The sequence below is a fragment of the Streptosporangium sp. NPDC051023 genome (assembly GCF_040689595.1).
Lineage (GTDB): Bacteria > Actinomycetota > Actinomycetes > Streptosporangiales > Streptosporangiaceae > Streptosporangium.
This window is the reverse complement of sequence record NZ_JBFBCE010000025.1, coordinates 104,098-122,645: the sequence shown is the minus strand read 5'-3', so window position 1 is coordinate 122,645 and position 18,548 is coordinate 104,098. Positions and strand designations below refer to the sequence as shown.

At 70.2% G+C, this 18,548-nt stretch carries 14 protein-coding genes and 2 pseudogenes; 10 read left to right on the top strand and 6 right to left on the bottom strand.

What is annotated here, in order from left to right; all coding sequences use genetic code 11:
• A pseudogene (locus AB0395_RS18650) lies at window positions 1-68 on the top strand (redox-sensing transcriptional repressor Rex); the annotation flags it as partial.
• A 65-nt stretch (window positions 69-133) separates the two neighbouring features.
• On the opposite strand, the pseudogene AB0395_RS18645 reads toward AB0395_RS18650, so the two are convergent.
• Window positions 134-1,012: pseudogene (locus AB0395_RS18645) on the bottom strand (amino acid racemase); the annotation flags it as partial.
• Between AB0395_RS18645 and AB0395_RS18640 the strand changes: the two are divergent.
• Window positions 1,011-2,051: an AsnC family transcriptional regulator gene (locus AB0395_RS18640; protein ID WP_366282063.1), complete on the top strand. Its 1,041-nt coding sequence runs from the start codon at window positions 1,011-1,013 to the stop codon at window positions 2,049-2,051. The pseudogene AB0395_RS18645 and the gene AB0395_RS18640 sit on opposite strands and share 2 nt — an antisense overlap.
• 3 nt (window positions 2,052-2,054) lie before the next feature.
• On the opposite strand, the gene AB0395_RS18635 is transcribed toward AB0395_RS18640, so the two are convergent.
• Both AB0395_RS18635 and AB0395_RS18630 read right to left on the bottom strand, forming a co-directional pair.
• Complete coding sequence (locus tag AB0395_RS18635; RefSeq protein WP_366282064.1) at window positions 2,055-3,236, bottom strand: amidase; 1,182 nt, start codon at window positions 3,234-3,236, stop codon at window positions 2,055-2,057.
• A 112-nt stretch (window positions 3,237-3,348) separates the two neighbouring features.
• Window positions 3,349-4,263 (bottom strand): LysR family transcriptional regulator, encoded by a 915-nt coding sequence (locus tag AB0395_RS18630; protein ID WP_366282061.1) that lies wholly within the window; start codon window positions 4,261-4,263, stop codon window positions 3,349-3,351.
• A 110-nt stretch (window positions 4,264-4,373) separates the two neighbouring features.
• On the opposite strand from AB0395_RS18630, the gene AB0395_RS18625 reads away from it, so the two are divergent.
• From AB0395_RS18625 to AB0395_RS18610, 4 genes are read left to right on the top strand one after another with little or no spacing between them, the layout of a single operon-like run.
• Window positions 4,374-5,942 (top strand): amidohydrolase, encoded by a 1,569-nt coding sequence (locus tag AB0395_RS18625; protein ID WP_366282058.1) that lies wholly within the window; start codon window positions 4,374-4,376, stop codon window positions 5,940-5,942.
• A gap of 34 nt (window positions 5,943-5,976) precedes the next feature.
• Window positions 5,977-6,969 (top strand): ABC transporter substrate-binding protein, encoded by a 993-nt coding sequence (locus AB0395_RS18620; protein WP_366282056.1) that lies wholly within the window; start codon window positions 5,977-5,979, stop codon window positions 6,967-6,969.
• Window positions 6,966-7,880: an amino acid ABC transporter permease gene (locus AB0395_RS18615; RefSeq protein WP_366282055.1), complete on the top strand. Its 915-nt coding sequence runs from the start codon at window positions 6,966-6,968 to the stop codon at window positions 7,878-7,880. The genes AB0395_RS18620 and AB0395_RS18615 overlap by 4 nt, the downstream gene beginning before the upstream one ends.
• Window positions 7,877-8,677, top strand: a complete 801-nt coding sequence (locus tag AB0395_RS18610; RefSeq protein WP_366282054.1) for an amino acid ABC transporter ATP-binding protein — start codon at window positions 7,877-7,879, stop codon at window positions 8,675-8,677. Before AB0395_RS18615 ends, AB0395_RS18610 begins: the two co-directional genes overlap by 4 nt.
• A gap of 131 nt (window positions 8,678-8,808) precedes the next feature.
• Here the strand turns inward: AB0395_RS18610 and AB0395_RS18605 are convergent, their stop codons facing one another.
• Window positions 8,809-9,117 carry a MiAMP1 family antimicrobial peptide gene (locus AB0395_RS18605; protein ID WP_366282053.1) on the bottom strand — a complete coding sequence of 103 codons (309 nt, stop codon included), beginning with the start codon at window positions 9,115-9,117 and terminating at the stop codon, window positions 8,809-8,811.
• 345 nt (window positions 9,118-9,462) lie between these two features.
• Here AB0395_RS18605 and AB0395_RS18600 point away from each other — a divergent pair, with 345 nt between their 5' ends.
• From AB0395_RS18600 to AB0395_RS18590, 3 genes are all read left to right on the top strand, one after another.
• Window positions 9,463-10,299: a maleylpyruvate isomerase family mycothiol-dependent enzyme gene (locus AB0395_RS18600; RefSeq protein WP_366282051.1), complete on the top strand. Its 837-nt coding sequence runs from the start codon at window positions 9,463-9,465 to the stop codon at window positions 10,297-10,299.
• A 119-nt stretch (window positions 10,300-10,418) separates the two neighbouring features.
• Window positions 10,419-11,285, top strand: a complete 867-nt coding sequence (locus tag AB0395_RS18595; RefSeq protein ID WP_366282049.1) for a universal stress protein — start codon at window positions 10,419-10,421, stop codon at window positions 11,283-11,285.
• Complete coding sequence (locus AB0395_RS18590; protein ID WP_366282047.1) at window positions 11,282-11,764, top strand: CBS domain-containing protein; 483 nt, start codon at window positions 11,282-11,284, stop codon at window positions 11,762-11,764. Before AB0395_RS18595 ends, AB0395_RS18590 begins: the two co-directional genes overlap by 4 nt.
• Before the next feature lie 88 nt (window positions 11,765-11,852).
• Here the strand turns inward: AB0395_RS18590 and AB0395_RS18585 are convergent, their stop codons facing one another.
• The gene (locus AB0395_RS18585) at window positions 11,853-16,235 is read right to left on the bottom strand and encodes a caspase family protein (RefSeq protein ID WP_366282046.1); all 4,383 of its coding nucleotides are present in this window, start codon (window positions 16,233-16,235) and stop codon (window positions 11,853-11,855) included.
• Window positions 16,236-16,544: 309 nt separating this feature from the next.
• On the bottom strand, window positions 16,545-16,904 hold the full coding sequence (locus AB0395_RS18580) for a helix-turn-helix transcriptional regulator (RefSeq protein ID WP_366282044.1): 360 nt from the start codon (window positions 16,902-16,904) through the stop codon (window positions 16,545-16,547).
• A 145-nt stretch (window positions 16,905-17,049) separates the two neighbouring features.
• Between AB0395_RS18580 and AB0395_RS18575 the strand changes: the two genes are divergently transcribed.
• A complete protein-coding gene (locus tag AB0395_RS18575; protein ID WP_366282042.1) occupies window positions 17,050-18,504 on the top strand; it encodes an MFS transporter in 1,455 nt (484 codons plus the stop codon).
• The last annotated feature ends 44 nt before the right edge of the window (window positions 18,505-18,548 follow it).

Sequence of the window (18,548 nt, the reverse complement as noted above, 5' to 3'; positions counted from 1 at the left end):
AGTACCTCATCTACCAGATCTCCCGCGAGCTGGGCCTCACCCAGGACTGGGCCATCGCCATCGTCGGCCGGCCTTCGAGGGGCCCGGCATTCGAGGCGGCGAGGGCGGCCGGAGCGCCGGAGCGGCGGCCGAGTGCCACGTCGGCGACCCGGCGGGCCAGCAGGCGGGCCGGGTCAAGGACCGGGACGGGGACGAGGGAACGGTCCAGGGCCAGGACGAGTTCGGTGCAGGCGGTGACGACCCGCTCCGCACCGCGATCGGCGAGGGAGCGGGCGACCTCCGCCAGCGCCCGCCCGCAGACCGGTCGGGCGCCGCCGCTCTTGACGGCGCCGATGGCCGCCATGACCTGCCGCTGGCCGGCCTCGTCCGGTTCGACCACCGCCACGCCGCGCCGCCGCAGAGCGTCCGCGTACAGGCCCGCGTGCAGGGTGCCCGAGGTGGCCAGCACCCCGGCCACGCGGACGCCGTCGGCGGCCAGGGCGTCGGCCGTGACCTCGATGATGCTCACCAGCTCCAGCCTGGCCTCCTGCGCCAGGCGCGGGACGAAGGCGTGGGCGGTGTTGCAGGGGACGGCGAGCACCTCACATCCCGCCTGCTTCAGCGACTCGATGCCGCGCCGCAGGTACGGGGTCGGGTCCTCGCCGCCGCCGAGCAGGCTCAGGGAACGGTCGGGGACGCGGGGGTCGCCCCAGATGACGACGGGCACGTGTCCCTGGTCGCAGGTGGCCGCGGTCTCCTCCACGAGCTTGCCGTAGAAGTCGACGGTGGCCGCCGGGCCCATGCCTCCCAGGATGCCGACCAGCCGGGGCCCGCTCACCGGGCGCCGCCGATGACGGCGTGGCCGGATCGCGCGCAGGGCGCAAGGCCACAGTCGTGGAAGCGGGTCATCGACGAGTGTCCTCTCCTTGGCGGCAGGCCGGGGGCGGTCAGGGGCGGCTGCCCGCACAAGGATCGAGGTATAAGGTGATCCTGGTGTCCAAACGCAGCAATGTGACACCAGAGGGGCAATCATGCAGGATTCCGGCATTGAGCCTCGAGGGTTACTGTCGGAGACCGACCTCGAGCTCATCGACGCCCTCCAGATCAACCCACGAGCGAGCTGGGTCGAGGTCGGAGCGGCGACCGGCTCGGACCCGGTGACGGCGGCCAGGCGCTGGCAGCGGCTGACCGGCGCGGGGGAGGCGTGGACCACCGTCGCCCTGGGGCAGCGCCAGATGCACACGATGAGCATGGCATTCCTGGAGATCGACTGCGCGGCCGGAGCGGCGGTCGAGGTCGCCGACAGGCTCACGACGGCCGGTCACCTCATTACCGTGCAACACCTGGCCGCAGGCCACGATCTGTTCGTGATCGCCGCCGCCGCGTCGATGCCCGCGCTGGCCGACTACCTGCTCACGGACCTGCCACGGGTGCCCGGGGTGACGAAGGTGCGCACCCATGTCGCCACGCGCGTCTTCGAGGCCTCGTGCCGCTGGCGGCTGCGTGTGCTGTCCCCCCGAGCCGTGGGGGCGCTGGCCAGGCGGTCAGGGGCGCCGGAGTCGACCAGGCAGATGGACGAGGTCGATCGGCTGCTGTTCAAGGCCCTGCTCACGGACGGCCGCGCCAGCTACTCCGAGCTGGCGGGAGCCGTCGGCATGTCCGAACGCACGGTGCAGCGCAGGCTGTCGCGTCTGGTCGCCACCGGCGACATCGACTTCCGCTGCGACCTGGCACGCTCGCACGCCGGGTGGCACTCCTCCGCGGTGCTCTGGCTGCGGATGCCGGACGGGCTGCTGGAGGAGACGGGCCGGGCGCTTCTCGGCTGGCCGGAGACGCGGACGTGCGCGGCGCTCGCGGGAGCCCGCAACATGCTCCTGACCGTCGGCCTGCACACGGTCTCCGACCTGCACCCGCTGGTGGTACGCCTGCAGGAGCGCTTCCCCCACGTGGACATCGCCGACCGGCAGATCGTCCTGAGGCAGTCGAAGCTCTACGGGCGGATCCTCGACTCCTCAGGCCGCTGCACAGGCGTCGTCCCGGTGGATCCGTGGAGCCTGCCGCCGCCTTCCTGACGTTCAGCGCGGCTCGGGGATCGTGCCTCCGCCGGCCTCCCGGCACAGGCCTGCCCGCAGCACGTCGGCCTCGGTGCGCCCCACCACCTGCAGGTCTCCGACGGCCAGGGCGGGCAGGCCGAGCGCGGACACGACGGACGTGATCCGGCCGACCTCACCGCGGACGGCGGCCTCGTCGCACCCGGCCCGCGGCGCGGGGCCGCCGAGCGTCGGCGTGATCAGGATGTCGATGCCGGACATCTCCTCCGCGAACCGAGCCCGGACGACGGAAAGCTCCTCGACGGCCCGGCGGTACTCCCGGTGACCGATCCCGGCGGCGTCGTCCAGCTTGCGCCGCACGCCCGCGCTGTAACTCGCGGCGCTCGCCGGGTACGTGGCCTCGTGGGTGCGCCGGGCCTGCGCGCCCACGATCGTCCAGTACGGGGAGAGAATCTCGTACGGCAGAGCGATCTCGCGGACCTTGGCGCCCAGGTCCGCGAACTCCCCGGCCTGCGCGCATCCGTCGGCGACACCGACGACCAGCCCCGGCAGCGAGCGCGGCGGCTCGACGGCCTCCCCGGAGAGCACCCGCCACACGCGCGCGCAGTCGGCGACCGACGTGGCCATCGGCCCGACCACGTCGAACATCGGGGCGAGGGGCGCGACCCCCTCAGCTGGAAGGATCCCGCCCCTCGGGCGCAGGCCGACCACACCGCAGCAGGCCGCCGGGATCCTCACCGAGCCGCCGGTGTCGGTGCCGAGGCCGATCCGGGCGATCCCGGCGGCGAGCGCCGCCGCCGTGCCGCCGCTCGACCCGCCGGGAGCCAGGTGCTCGTGGCGCGGGTTGCGTACGTCGCCCCAGTGCGGGTTCTCGCTCGTCACGCCCCAGGCGAACTCGTGCTGGTTCGCCTTGCCGACCAGGAGCGCCCCGGCGCGCTCCAGCAGCTCGACGCACGGCGCGGTGGTCAGCGCCTCCTCGCTCCCGTACAGGACGGACCCGCGGGTCGTGCGCAGCCCGGCGACATCGATCATGTCCTTGACCACGAACGTCCAGGCCTGCAGCTCGGACGATGTGGCGGGCACCTGCTGGTCGCGGCGGGCGAGCCGGTCAATGACCGGTTCTGTACCGGACTCGATGAGGATGTTGTGCCCGCTGTGAAGCCGTATGGCCTCGGTGGACCTGGCGATCGCCACCTCGTGTTCCACGGTCAAGGACCTCCTGCTAATCCCGCCCCGGCCGAGAAGGGGCCGGTCGGTGACGACCGGCGCGACGGGGTGCCACCCGGCCGCGCCCACAATCCGGCAAATGGTGGCAGATCTACTGTTTCTCGTCGAGTTCGCCGGGAAGATGCTGCGGCAATGCCGTCAGTGTGTCCAGCAGGGATCGGAGTCTGGAGGTCTCACGGTCGGGGCGGACGAGGGTGAAGATGCTGCGGCTGGTGTTCAGCCATGGCACGTCGGCGACCACGATGTCCGGGCCGTGGCCGCGCAGCGCGAGGTCGGGGACGAGCGCCGCGCCCACCCCCGCCTCGATCATGGCTATTGTGATCTTGAAGTCGTCGGAGTGGCAGGCCACCCGGGGGTGCAGGCCCCAGCGGGCGAACACGCCGTCAAAGAAGGAGGCGTCACCGCTGGCCGGGTGATGCATGATCCACGGCAGGTCGACGAGCTGCTCGACCCGGTAGGGCGCCAGGTCGGACCAGCGGCGCGGGAGGACGACCTTGTAGCGGTCCTCGGCGATCCAGCGCCGGTCCAGCGTCGACGGCCATGACAACCCGGCATTGCCCACCTGGTAGACGATCGCCGCGTCCATCTCGCCACCGGCGCCCAGGCGCGGGATGAGCTGGGAACACTCGGCGACGGAGACCCTGACGCCGGCGCGTTCCCCGGGCTCCATCCGCCGCAGGACGCCGGTCAGCACGTCGGCGAAGCTGGGGAAGATGCCCAGGTGGATCCGCCGCTCGCTGTTCCTGTGCACGGCCTGGACAGTGGCGACCATGCGCTCGATGTCCATGAGCACGCTCTCCGCGTGCCTGGCCAGCACCTCGGCGGCACTGGTCGGCAGCACGCTGTGGGCGGAGCGGTCGAACAGCTTCACGCCCATCTGCCGCTCCAGCGCGGCCATCTGCTGGGAGACGGCCGAGGAGGTGTAGCCGAGCCGGTTGGCGGCGGCGGCGAAGGATCCCAGCTGAACGACCTCGCGCAGAGTACGCAGGTGTTCCGGCTTCAGCATTAGCGTTCCTTACTCTCAGGGTGGCTAAATGTCGTGTTTATAGCGCTTCCGACTTCTTTTCGCCACTCCTACAGTGATGGCCACCGTCACATCGAGCCACTGAGAGTCACATGAGCATCCGCGTGTATCGCAACGCCGCCATCCGCACCGGAGACAGCGGCAACCCGTTGGCCCAGGCCATGGCCGTGGACGGCGAGCGGCTGCTGGCCGTCGGCGGAGAGGCGCAGGTGCGCGAGGCCGCGGGCCCGGGGGCGGAGCTGATCGACCTGGAGGGCGCCGCGGTGCTCCCCGGTCTCTACGACGCCCACATCCACACCGCGCAGTACGCCCAGAGCCTGGACGCGGTCGACCTGCGCGACGTGCGCTCCCTGGACGACGCGCTGGCCAGGGTTGCCGCGCACGCGGCGCGGCTGAGACCGGGCGCCTGGCTGTTCGGCGGCCGGTGGAACAGCAACACCTGGGATCCACCGGCGCAGCCGGACAGGTACGCGCTGGACTCGGTCTGCCCCGAGCTGCCGGTCGCGCTGCCCAGCGTCGACGGCCACACGGTGTGGGCGAACTCCGCGGCCCTGCGGCTGGCGGGCATCGACGCCCGCACCCCCGACCCGGCCGGCGGCGAGATCGTCAGGGACGCGGGCGGGGAGCCGACCGGCATCCTGCGCGAGTCCGCCTCCTACCCGCTGCGCGACCTCATGGTCTCCGCCGACCTGCGCGACCAGCTCCGCGCCGGGCAGGAGGAACTGCTCGCCCTCGGCCTGACCAGCGTGCACGACATCGACGGCGAGGACTGCCGGGCCGCCTATCTGGAGCTGCGCGAGGCCGGCGAGCTGAAGCTGCGCGTGCACAAGGCGATCCCGATGATCCACCTCGAGGCGGCCATCGCCGAGGGCCGCCGCACCGGGCAGGGCGACGACTGGTTCCGCACCGGGCCCGTGAAGATCTTCAGCGACGGGGCGCTGGGCTCGCACACCTGCCACATGGGCGAGTCCTTCGCCGGCGAGCAGGGCAACGTGGGCATCGCGGTCACGCCGTACGAGGATCTGGTCAGGCTGTTCGGCACGGCCGCCAGGGCCGGGATCGCGGTGGCCACGCACGCCATCGGGGACCAGGCCAACCATCTGGTCATCGACGCCTACGAGGCGGTCGGCCGTACGGAGGGGCTGCGGCACCGCATCGAGCACGCCCAGCACCTACAGCCCGGCGACCTGGCCAGGATGGCCAGGCTGGGCATCGTCGCCTCGATGCAGCCCGTGCACTGCACCAGCGACATCGACCTGGTCGACTCCCTGCTCGCCGGGCACGAGCTCGCCTCCTACGCCTGGCGCGGGATGCTGAACGTCGGCGTCGCGCTGGCCTTCGGCTCCGACGCCCCGGTCGAGCACCCCAACCCCTTCGCCGCGCTGTACGCCGCGGTGACCCGTACCCGCCCCGACGGCACGCCCGCCGGCGGCTGGCAGCCCGAGCAGCGGCTGAGCATGGGTGAGGCCCTCACGGCCCACACCCTCGGCGCGGCCTACGCCGCGGGCGAGGAGGACCGCAAGGGCGTCCTCGCTCCCGGCAAGCTCGCCGACTTCATCGCGGTGGACACCGACCCCTTCGTGGAGTCACCGGACGCGGTGCTGCGCACCAAGGTCATGACCACCGTCGTCGGCGGCGAAGTCCGCTGGCACCACCTGTGAACCACCGGCAACACCCCCGAAGGAGCACCCCCCGTTGAACACCCGGATCCTCACCACGCTCGCCGCCGGCGCGCTGCTGGCCGCGACCGCGGCCTGCGGCGCTCAGTCCCTGGACGACGGCGGCGCGTCCGGCCCGTCGGCCGGAGCGTCGGCCACAGTGTCGGCCACAGTGTCGGATACAGTGCCGGCCGTCGCCCTCGACCAGGCTCCCACCGAGGAGAAGGCGGCCGATGTCATCAACGCCATCACCCCCGACAAGGACCTCGCCGCCAAGGCGCCGGCGAACCTGAAGTCCGGCGGGCTGAAGGTCGTCTCCTCCATGGGCTACCCGCCGATGGAGGTGTTCGCCAGCGACGGCAAGACGGCGATCGGCTTCGACCCCGCCCTGACCAGAGCCATCGCCAGGAAACTCGGCGTCAACGTGACCATCACCGACGAGGAGTTCAACTCACAGATCCCCGGCGTGCTCACCGGCCGCTACGACTTCGTCATCTCCTCGATGACCGACAACCCCGAACGGCAGGGCCAGGTCACCTTCGTCGACTACGTGCAGGCGGGCGCGGGGCTGCTGGTCAAGAAGGGCAACCCGGCCGGTATCGCCGGGCCGGAGAACCTGTGCGGCAAGACGGTCTCCGTCGTCGACAACGGCTCCTCGATGGAACTGGCCGAGAAGTACGACGCCGACTGCAAGAAGGACGGCAAGGCCGCCCTGGACATCCTGAAGTTCCCCGGCGACCAGGAGGCCCTGCTCCAGGTCAGCGGCGGCCGCGCGCAGGCCACCATCACCGACTACGTGGTGGCCGCCAGCAAGGCCGCCGACCCCAAGCTCGCGGTCGAGGCCATCGCGCTGGAAGGCACGGAAGCCCCGTGGGGAATCGGGATGAAGCCCGACAACAAGGAGCTCATCGAGTCCGTGAAGGGCGCGCTGGACTCCCTCATCCAAAGCGGTGAGTACGGCAAGCTGCTCAAGGCCTGGAACCTGGACAAGCTGGCCGTCCAATCCGCCGTGATCAACGGCGGTAAGTGACCGTGCGGACAGAACCGATCGCCGACGCGTCGGGCACGCCGGTTCCCGTCGCGCGGGCCTGGCACTGGGGCCGCTGGCTGGCCGCGGCCGTCGCGCTGGCGGTCGTCGGCTGGCTGGTCTACCTGGTCGTGGTCAACCCGCGCCTGGACTGGGGCAAGGTCGCCGAGTACCTGTTCAACGACCGGATCCTGGACGGGGTCTGGGTCACCGTCGAGATCTCGGTGCTGGCGACCGTTCTCGGGCTGGTGCTCGGCGTGGTGATCGCGATCATGCGGCTGTCGCCCAACCCGGTGCTGAGCTGGCTGGCCACGCTCTACATCTGGTTCTTCCGCGGCACACCGGTGCTGGTGCAGCTCATCTTCTGGTACAACCTGGCCTTTCTGTTCCCCGAGCTGGTGCTCAAGATTCCGTTCACCACGATCGGCCTCAAATGGGACACCAACCAGGTGATGACCGGTTTCACCTCGGCCATGCTGGGGCTGGGGTTGAACCTGGCGGCCTACTTCGCCGAGACCGTGCGCGCCGGGATCCAGGCCATCGACCACGGCCAGACCGAGGCGGCGTACGCGCTGGGCATGACCCCGGCCAAGCGGATGCGGGTCATCGTGCTGCCGCAGGCGCTGCGCATCATCATCCCGCCGACCGGCAACGAGTTCATCTCCATGCTGAAGACCACCTCGCTGGTCTACGTGGTCGCCGGGCACGACCTGATGACCAACGCCAGCCAGATCTACAAGACGAACAATCTGATCATGGAGCTGCTGATCGTGGCGAGCCTGTGGTACATGCTCATGACCGCCGTGTCGACCTTCCTGCAGGGCAGGCTGGAACGGCGCTTCGGCTCCGAGGCCGTACGGCTGGTGCGCGGCGGCGGCCTGGCGGCCAGGATCCTGCCGAAGGTGGCCGTGTGAACGCGCCCGACGAGCAGGTCGTGCGGGCCTCGGGCGTCCGGATGGGCTACGGCGACGTGCAGGTGCTCAACGGCGTGGACTTCACCGTGGCCTCCGGCGAGGTGAGCTGCGTCATCGGCCCCTCCGGCTCGGGCAAGTCCACGTTCCTGCGGTGCCTGAACGGCCTGGAGCCGGTGCTCGGCGGCAGCCTGCGCGTGCTCGGTGAGGAGGTCGGCCACACCCTGCGCGACGGCAGGTACCACCCTTGGACACCCAGGGAGTTCGCGGCCTTCCGCAGGAACATCGGCATGGTGTTCCAGCGCTTCAACCTGTTCGCCCACCACAGCGCGCTGGAGAACGTCGCCTGCGGTCCCGTCCACGTCCTGGGCACTCCGGCGGACCGGGCGCGGGCGCTGGCCATGGAGCACCTGGAGCGGGTCGGCCTGTCCGGTCACGCGCACAAGCGGCCCCATCAGCTCTCCGGCGGTCAGCAGCAGCGGGTGGCCATCGCCAGGGCGCTGGCGATGAACCCGGCGCTGATGCTGTTCGACGAGCCGACCTCCGCGCTGGACCCGGAGCTGGTCGACGAGGTTCTGGAGGTCATGAAGGGTCTGGCGGCCGAGGGGATGACGATGGTCGTGGTGACCCACGAGATCGCCTTCGCCAGGGAGGTCGGCGACTGGCTGACCTTCTTCGCCGACGGCGTGGTCGTCGAGCGGGGCCGCCCCCGCGAGCTCCTGGCCGCCCCGGGCCACGAACGGACCAGGGCTTTCCTGTCCAGTGTGCTCAGCTCGAAGGAACGCCAGGAGCCCCGGTAGGGCTCGGCTTTGGGGTGACGGGGCACACCGCCAGAGGCGTCCGCCGAGTGTCATCCGACGGACGCCTCCAAGGTCGCCCTCCGTTACGGCCTGCGGGCGCGCTTACCCGGTGCCGTCCCCGCGGGCCAGGGTCAGCACTCGATGAAGATGCTCTGCCAGCCGACGGGCGTCCGCTGCTCCGCGCCGTCGTCGGCGGGCAGCCTGAAATGCATCGGGCCACGTGTGTCGGGCTGGTTGTACATGCGCCCGGCCTGGCCGTCGCCGTACCACTTGTAAGACCCGTGGTAGGGGATGTTGGACGGTCCGCACGCCTCGATGAGGGCGGATCTGCCGGTGAAACCGGGACCCTCGTAGGCGATGTACTGCGAGGCGTAGGCGGCGCCGGTGGTGATCGCGATGATCGCGGCGGTGAGGGCGGGGACGAGGAGGATTCTCTTCACAGTTGCTCCTTGGGGGATGAGATTCTGCTCGGCAAGCCCGCGCGGCCCGGTGTCCCAGGGGCCGCGCCTGGCGGTGTCCTCCGTCCCGCTCGCCGCGGGACGACCTCATTATGCGCGAAGAGTAAGTGATCCGCTACTCATTGTTGCCGCATGTTGATCGCCTCGGAGTGCCCGGCTGTCGCGGACCAAGGTCGCGCAACATCTTCTCCGCCGTGGGGCGGCGGCGTGACCTGCGCCGATGGGAGTGATAGTCACTTAGCGTCATCGACGAAGTGTCGTCTGCGGGAGGCCTTTTCCTGGCGGCACCCGAGGTGGGCACTCGATCACAACCAGAAGGCAACGATCATGAACAAGGTGACCTCGGCGAGCGGCACGGCCCTCGCCCCCAGGCAGACCTTCCTGAGCCACGACCGCTACTGTGCCGAGATCGTCACGCAGGCCGACCTGCTGAGGTCGGCCGTCGCGGGAGCCGACCTGACGGCTCCCGTCCCTTCATGCCCCGACTGGAACCTTGGCCAGCTCCTGCGGCACATCGGCTACGGTCACCGCTGGGCCGAGGAGATCGTGCGGACCAGGGCGGCCGGGCCTCCTTCGGACGAACCGCTGCGTGACCTGTCCGGCCACACGGACGAGGACCCCGCCGAGCTCGACCCGTGGCTCGCCGAGGGCGCCGCGCAGCTGGCGGACACCCTGCGCACCGCCGGGCCCGGCGCGGAGGTGTGGGTCCCTCTTCCCGGAGAGGGCACGACATTCTGGGCCCGCCGCTTCGCGCACGAGACGGCCATCCATCGAGCCGACGCGGCCCTGGCCGCCGGTGTGGAGTTCACCCTCGAAAAGGAGGTCGCCCTCGACACTCTCAACGAGTGGATGGAACTCGGCTCGCTGCCGCAGATGTTCGAGTTCCATCCCGAAAGACGCGAACTGCTCGGCCCGGGCCGCACCATCCACCTCCATGCCACCGACGTCGAGCCCGGAGCCGGGGCGGAGTGGCTGGTCGACCTCACCGGAGACGTCATCGTCTGCCGTCGCGCGCACGAGAAGGCCGCCGTCGCCGTACGCGGCCCGCTGACCAGCCTGCTGCTGGTCGTCTACCGGCGGCGTCCCGCCCGCGGCGAGGGCATCGACGTCACCGGTGACGCGCAGCTGCTCGACTTCTGGCTGGAGCGCAGCGCCTTCGGGTGAGCCGAACCGTTGCGGGAAGAAGCCGGGGAGGGTCGGAAGTCCCTGGCGGTCAGGTCTTTCGGCCGCTGCGGAAAAGGCGGGGAAAAGGTCGGATGGAGGGAGAGAACCGAGGAGGAGACATGACAGCACATGTAGTGGTTGGCGCGGACGGCTCGCCTCCCTCTCAGGCCGCCGTCGAGTGGGCCGCCGACGACGCCGTGCGGCGCGGATGCTCGCTGCGGATCGTCCACGTGTGCGCACCGTGGATCTACGACATTCCGCTGCAGACCCCGCCGGGCTTCCGCGACTCGATGGTGGAGTACTGCCAGGACGTCCTCGATGCCGCGGCCAACCTGGCCCGTGCGCACGCCCCGCAGATCGAGGTGGAAGCCGTACGTGAAAGAGGCCGGACCGTTGAGGTTCTCCGGCGGGAGGCCGAGGACGCGGAGCAGGTCGTGCTGGGCAGCCGGGGACTCGGCGGGTTCACCGGGCTGCTGCTCGGCTCGGTCTCGCTCGCCCTCGCCGGTCACGTGGCCGCGCCGGTCGTCGTCGTCAGGAAGGCGCAGCGGCGGACCCATGACGAGATCGTCGTCGGCTTCGACGGCTCGTCGGAGTCGGAGGCCGTCTTCCAGTACGCCTTCGAGGAGGCCGCGATGCGCAAGGCGCGGCTGCACGCGGTTCACACCGTGCAGGCCCCCGTTCTCGGCCCGTACGCCGCGGCCTACACGTCGCTGATCGACGACGCCTTCGTCACCGAGCGGCGCCTGGCGACCGAGACGTTGATCCCGTGGCGGGAGAGGTACCCACAGGTGGAGATCAGGCAGACGGTGGTCATCGGGCACCCGGTGGCTGTCATCTGCGAGGCCTCGCAGGCGGCTGACCTGGTCGTCGTAGGCTCGCGAGGGTTGGGCGGCGCAGGCTCGGCCGTGCTGGGCTCGGTCAGTCACGGTGTGCTGCACCACGCCCACTGCCCCGTCGCCGTGGTGCGCCCCAGGGGGAAGGCATGACCGACGTCCGGGACCTCACCGTGGCGCAGGTGATGAGCCGCACCCTGGTGGCCGTCACCCCGGAGGAGTCACCCCTGATGGCCTGGGAGATCATGTGTCGCGCGGATGTCCACCACCTGCCCGTCGTCGACGCGGGTGGGCGGCTGTACGGGGTGCTGACCCGCGAGGACCTCACCGCCCGCTGGTCAGGAGGGCCGATCGAGCAGTCACGCGTCCACGTCCACACCCTGGTGGCCGGGCACCGCTGCCCACACACCACGCTTGACGCGCGCCTCGCCGACGCCGCCGCGGCCATGATCGGCGCCGGGGTCGACGCGATCCCGGTCCTGGGGGAGTCGGCCAGGCTGGTGGGGATGGTCACCGTGACCGACGTGCTGCGGGCCGTGGCGGGGCGCGTTCCCGAGCGGCAGGAGCCGCCGGAGCTCATGACCGGCATGTTCCGCCTGGTGCCGGTACTTCCACACGTTCCTGCGGGCTGATGCGAACGGGCGCGGGCCGCTGCGCGCTCAGTGGTGACGACCGCCAGGGAGGGACGTCTCACCGGCGGTTGTGGCGGAGGGGAGGGGCTCACGGGCACTGCTCGCGGTAGGGCGCGTCCGGGATCCAGCGCTTCCACTGCTCAGGAGTGAGACCGCCGGTGCGCGCGCAGATCCGGCTGATCGCCCTGGTGTGGTCGAGGATCCACGAACGCACGGTGCCGTCCGCCGCGGATGTGATCACCGACCCGCTGTCCGCGCCGAACGCCACATCGTGGATGGGGCCGGTGTGGCCTGCCAGTGTGTCGATCTCGCGCGGTATGCGCGGGTCGCCGGCGTTCCAGAGGTGGAGCAGGCTGCCTGCGGCGATGCCCAGGAGACGCCCGTCAGGGCTGAAGGCGAGCCCGTCGACGGACCGCACGTCCGCCTTGACCCGCGACAGGAAGACGGGGTGGGCCGGGCTGCGGATGTCGAAGAGGCTGACGGTCTTGTCGAGGGAGGCCACGGCCATCGTGCGCCCGTCAGGAGTGAAGGCGATCGACACGATCTGCCCGTTCACGTCGACGGCTCCCGTCTCCGACGACGCCTGCGGGCGGGACAGGTCCCAGAGCAGGACCTTCATCGGCTGCTCGTAGGTGCTGCGGGTGCCTCCCAGGCCACCCGCGACGAGGCGCGAGTCGGGGGTGAACTCGACGACGCTGTACGGGAACCCGTTGTCGGTGCGCACCCGGCCCCGGCTGACAGCGGCGCCGGAGCCGCCGACGTCGTACACGTCGACGACGAATATCTCCGCGGCGGCGACCAGACGGCCGTCGGAGCTCATTCCGAAAGTGTCGTCCTGGGAAACCTCGTTGCCCTTGAAAAGGGGGCGTTCCTCGGGATCCGAGGGATTCGTGAGGCTCCAGGTCCGCATCTCCCCTCGGGCCGTGACCATGAAGAGAACCCGCTCCCCGGCGGTGAATCCGAATCTGACCAGGTCATAGAAGGCGCCGGACTTCTTTTTGGCCAGCAGGGCGGGGGCGCCTCGCCGTGAGATGTCCCAGATCCGCAGCGTCCCGTCGGCGTCCATGGTGGCCGCGAGCTTTCTGGTCGGCGCGATGGCCGTGCGCACGAGGTCGGCCGGGTGTTCGCTGAGACGCGCCGTCGGCGGAGGCTGGATGATCTCGTCCATGGACCAGGACCGGATCGTGCCGTCGTTCGAACCGACGAGAACGGTGCGGCCGTCCGGAGCGAAGGCGACCGACCGGAGGAAGTCGGTGTCCGCGCGGAAGCTCGCCAGCGGTTTCGGCCGGGAGGCGTCCGCGAGGTCCCACAGGCGGACCATCCCGTCTATCGACGCCGTGGCGGCCATCCGGCCGTCCGCGCTCACCGCGCTGCCGTAGGTGAGAACACCGATCTTCCTGACGGTCCTGCTGGTCGGATGCGCGGGACGGGACACGTCGAAGAACTGGATGTCACCGTCTATGAAACAGCCGATGATGCTCCGGCCGTCTTCGGAGTAGTGCATGACGGGGAGCAGCGTGAGGCTCGTTTTCAGCACCGACCAGCGCTTCGGATGTGCCGGGTTCCGCGTGTCCCACAGCTCCAGGCCTGAGTTGGAGGGAACCGCCAGCACCTTTCCGTCCGGGCTGAACGCCAGCTCGCTGATGACGAACCCCGCCGATTTCAGCGAGGAGAGCGTCCTGGGGTGCCTGAAGTCCGTGATGTCGACCAGGTTTAGCTTGGTCCCGGTGGTCGCATACGCCATGGTCCGCCCGTCCCTGCTGATGGCCAGTCCGCTGATGTAGCGGTCGCCGCCGTCAATGATCCCGCCGGGAACGGGGTGGGCGAGATCGTGGAAGTCCCAGAGCTGAATGACCAGGTTCGAGGTCACCGTGGCCATGATCGGCGAGGTCGGGCTGAAGGCGAACCGCCAGATGGGTTTGGCGCTCCCGCCGAGAACGGCACGGCCCGCGGGATGCCTGGGATCCGTCATGTCCCACACCCGGAAGGTGCCCTCCTGCGACTGCGACATCATGACCGGCCGGTCGGTGCGGAACGCGAGGGTGTCAACGCCGGTGGTGTGCGCGGCGAGGCTGATCGCCGTGGGCGCGTTCAGGGTCGACAGCAGGGCGGCGCGAGCCTCGGGGGTGTCGGCGAACCGGTAGGCGGCCAGGCTGAGCTGCGCCTTGAAGGACGGGTCGGCCGTCTCTCCGGAGACGTCCGCGAAATGCCGGGAGAGCGCGATGTCGCGTTCCCTGTCCGCGATGATCTTCTGTCTGGTCGCGTTGCCCGCCTCGACGACCGCGGTCACGGTGGCGAGGACGGCGAACAGGAGCAGCACCGTCAGCGCGGCGATGACCTGGTAGACGGTTCGCGCGCGACGTCTCTGACGCCGCCCGCCCTCGTCGAGGAACGTCCTCTCCGCGGGGGACGGCTCGGCGCCGCGGCCGTCCTGCACGGATTCGAGGGCCAGGGTGAGGCGGGTGTCGGTGTAGAGGAAGGCGGGATCCTTCCCGTGCCTGAGCCATTCGGCCGCGTCGTCGCTGAGCTGCTGCCGTACGAGCAGGGAGGCGCGATCGGCCTCGATCCAGGTGCGCAACTGTGGCCAGGCCCGGATCAGGGCCTCGTGGGTGATCTCCACGTGTCCCTCGTCGACGGAGAGGAGGCGGGAGTGCACGAACTCTTCGAGGACCCTTCGCACCTGGAGATGGTCGGGGGACTGGGATGACGGGAGCAGCTCGGCGAGCGCCACCTGGCGGCGGGTGTCCTCCATGCCCTCGCCCAGCCGTACCAGCCGCGAGAGCAGGTGGCGTGCGGTCTGACGTTCCGGCAGGTCCAGATGCTCAAGCGTGCTGTCGGCGGTCTGCGCCAGGGAACGGGTGATCCCGCCGGTCGCGCGGTAACCGGCCAGGGTCAGGGTGAGGCCTTCACGATGCTGCCAGGTGGCGAGCAGGGAGTGGGAGAGCAGGGGAAGGAGCCTGCCGTTCCCGGCTTCCTTTGCGCTCGCCCCGAGATCTTCAAGGATCAGGTCGACGAGCCCGTCCTGAAGGGTCAGCCCGGCCAGCCGGGCGGGTAGCTCGATCACCTCGCGCAGATCGGCCGTCGTCATCGGGCCGACGATCATCGGGTGCTCCAGCGGGGCGAGCAGCTCGGGGTGGGCCGCGCAGTGGCCGAAGAAGTCGGCGCGCACGCCGAGGACCACCACGGCGGAGGCCTCCTCGACCGGGTCGGCGCAGGTGGCGTCCAGTGCCTGGATGAAGATTCTTCGTTGCTCCTCGTCGGAGCAGGCGGTGAAGGCCTCCTCGAACTGGTCGACGATGAGAACCGGCCGCCCCGGCGCGCGGCTGAGCACGGCGCGGAGATGTCCGGGGTCCTCCTCGAGCCGCCGCCGTAGATCGGCGGCATGTGATCCGTCCAGTGCGGCGAATCGCTTCGCCAGGGCGCCGACCGGGTCGCCACCCGGTGTGATCAGCGCGAAGGCGGCCTTCCCTGAGGGACGCTCCAGTGCCGGGATCAGACCGGCACTCAGCAATGAGGACTTGCCGGAGCCCGAGGGGCCGGCGACCACGAGGACACCGGGACGGGAGAGCTGCTCGGCCACCCTGTCCACCAGCGTCCGGGTGAGATCCGAGCGGCCGAAGAAGTACCGGGAGTCCTCCGGGCCAAAGGACGCGAGACCGCGATAGGGGCTGAACTCTCCGCCCGGCTCGCCCGTCAGTTCCGTCCCGGCGCTCCGGTGGGCGATGTTCGGCACCAGCGGCTGCCGGTCACCGAGATCCGCGGCCTGGCGGCGTGGCCGGGGAAATCCCCGCTCCGTCAGCTGCCTCGACATCGACCGGTAGGCGTCGTCCAGGGTCAGCAGCGGAGGTCCCGTCGGGTCGCCGGAGGTGAGCAGCCGAATCAGTGCCCCGGAGAACGCGGTGTGCCGTTCGCCTGCGGGCGCCCAGGCCGACTCGTCCCTGTTCGTCGAGGTCAGGAGATACATGCCCTGCCGTACACTGTCGAAGACCTCCTCGAGCCCGGGCCGCCCGACGCTCCGGGCCCGGCCGGAGAAGCAGCAGTCCAGCACGACGAGGATCAACGAGGCCCGGCAGCCGGCGAGCACCTCCATGACCGCCGAGTACGGCAGCGCCTGGTGCGCGGCGATTCCCCTGGTCAAGTCGACGGTGGCGCGTGTCGCCAGGTGGAGCTCATTTCGCGCGCTCACGAGTCCGTGGCCCACGTAGTAGAGGACCAGCACGTCGGTGGCCTGCTCGGCGGCCTCGACCAGCGCGGCGCCGAACTCCTGCGGCCCGGGCGGGTCGAGGAGCGTCGTGAGGTGCGCCGGATCCAGCCCGGCCCGCTGGATCAGCGCCAGGTTCAGATCGGTCACCGTCGTGCGCACCGACGGAACCTCCAGCAGCCGGGAGCCGGTCACGTAACTTCCCGAACCGGCCAGCAGAACGTGGGTACCCGGTGAGGCCAGCATGAGGCGGGTTTGTTCGAGCGCCATCACGGGCTCCCGGGGTCACGAGGTTCTCCAGCGACCGAACGCCCCCGCGCCGCGGCTTTTCGTACCCGATGTTCCCCATCTGCCGGTAGCCGAGTCAAGAGGACGGGTCGTGTCCTTCCCGAAGACCTGGGGTCACGGCATGTTTCGAGAGCGGATTCAGATCTCACCGGAGGCTTTGACCAGGAGAGACGTGCTCCCCGGTCCCCCTCTCGGCAGCCGCCTGTCACTCGGCGGTCAGCTGTGGGAGCCTCCGTCGACGCGCAGTTCGACGCCGTTGAGATAGGCGCCGTCGGACGCAGGGAAGGGCGATCACCCTCGCCTGGCGTCGGCCATGGGCTGGGCGCCGTGCGGCGCGACGGAGGAGGCGCCTGAGTTCACCGCCTCGAGCAGAACGTCCAGCAGCCCGGGGAAGCGGGCGTCGAGATCTTCGCGGCGGAGGGACAGGAGATTCTCCCGCCCCGAGGGGCGCTGCCAGATCACTCCGCTCTCACGGAGCACCCGCCAATGGTGGGTGAGCGTCGACTTGGACACCCCCTCCAGGACGTTGCTGCAGTTGTGTTCGCCTCCGGCGGCCAGGACACGGACCACGTGCAGCCGCAGCGGGTTACCGAGGGCGGACAGGACGTTCTCGAGCAGGATCTGCTCCCGCTCGGGGTGCTGGGTGATCATTCCCACAGTCTATGTGATTGTACGAAGACATTCGTATTGTACGAATATTGACGTACATATGGACTGTACGACAGTATCCGTACTATCGAACCGGCCGGTCGATCCCATGCGTCCATCCGAAAGGCCGTTCCAGCACATGTCATCTGTGTCCATATCGCAGGCGGAGCCGACAGCTCCCAGTCAGCCACGCCGGCTGGGCTGGACCCTGGCCCTCCTGGCCCTGGCCCAGCTTGTCTTCGCGCTCGACCTCAACATCGTGTACGTGGCGCTCCCCGAGATCGGGACCCATCTTGGCTTCTCCGAGCAGACACAGCAGTGGGTGATCCACGCCTATGTGGTGTTCGCGGGCGGTTTCCTCCTGCTCGGCGGACGGGCCGCCGACCTGCTCGGCCGGCGCAGGATGTTCGTCCTGGCTCTCGCCCTGTACGCCGTGTCGTCACTGGCAGGCGGCCTGGCGACCGCGCCGGCGGCCATCATCGTCGCCCGCGCAGTCCAGGGGATCGGTGGCGCGTTGCTGCTCCCCTCGACCCTGTCGCTGATCAACACCCTGTTCGAGGAGGGACCCAGGCGTAACAAGGCACTGGCCGTCTGGGGCGGCGCGGGGGCCAGCGGGCTGACCGTGGGCGCCCTGCTCGGCGGGGTTCTCACGCAGGCGTTCGGCTGGCCGGCCGTCTTCTTCGTCAACGTGCCGCTGGCCGGTCTCATCGCTCTCGCGGCCCTGGTGGTCATCCCGCGTGACCCGCGCTCGCATGAGCGGCGCCGGTTCGACCTACCGGGTGCCCTGGCCGTCACCGGCGGCGCGACCCTGCTGGTCTTCGCACTCGTCCAGGGCCCGGAGATCGGCTGGACGGCGCCGGTCATCGTGGCCGCCTTCGTCCTGGCCGCTGTGCTGCTCGCCGCGTTCGCGCTGATCGAGAGGCGCACGGCGGACCCGCTCATGCCACTGCGCCTGCTCGGCAACCGCAGCCTCGTCGTCGGGGTCTCCGTCACCTTCATCTACATGGCGACCTTCGGCGCGCTTCCGTACTTCCTCACCGTCCTGTTCCAGAGCATCCGAGGCTTCTCCGCCCTGGAGACGGGCCTGGCGTTCCTCATTCCATCGGTGGCGATCGCGATCGGTACCCAGGCCGGCGAACGCATGACCAGCCGTCTCGGCACCCGCCGCACGCTCTTCATCGGTTTCGCCATCGGCGTGGTGGGCACCGCCATTCTCGCGGTCGGCTTCGACGCCCATGCCGCCGGGATCACCACCATCGTGCCCGGCCTGATCGTCTCCGGGGTCGGCCAGGGCATCACGTGGACGGCGATGTGGATCACCGCGGCGACCGGAGTGGTGCCCAGCGAGCAGGGAGTGGCCAACGGCATGACCTCCACGATGCTGAACCTCGGCAACGCCATCGGCCTCGCCGTGCTGACCGCGATCGCCAACTCGGGAACCGGTGACCTGTCCGGAGAGGCCCTGCGCGTGGCGAGCGCCGGCGGCAGCCGTACCGCTGTGCTCCTGGCAACGCTCGGGATGGTCGTCGGCATACTTGTCACTCTGGCTCTCCGCCCGGCCAGGACGGCCGCGGCGGGCGACCTCGCTCCTGACGCCTCCTAGACGGGCGGCGGCTCAACCGGGACCACGGCCGATGGCAGGTCACC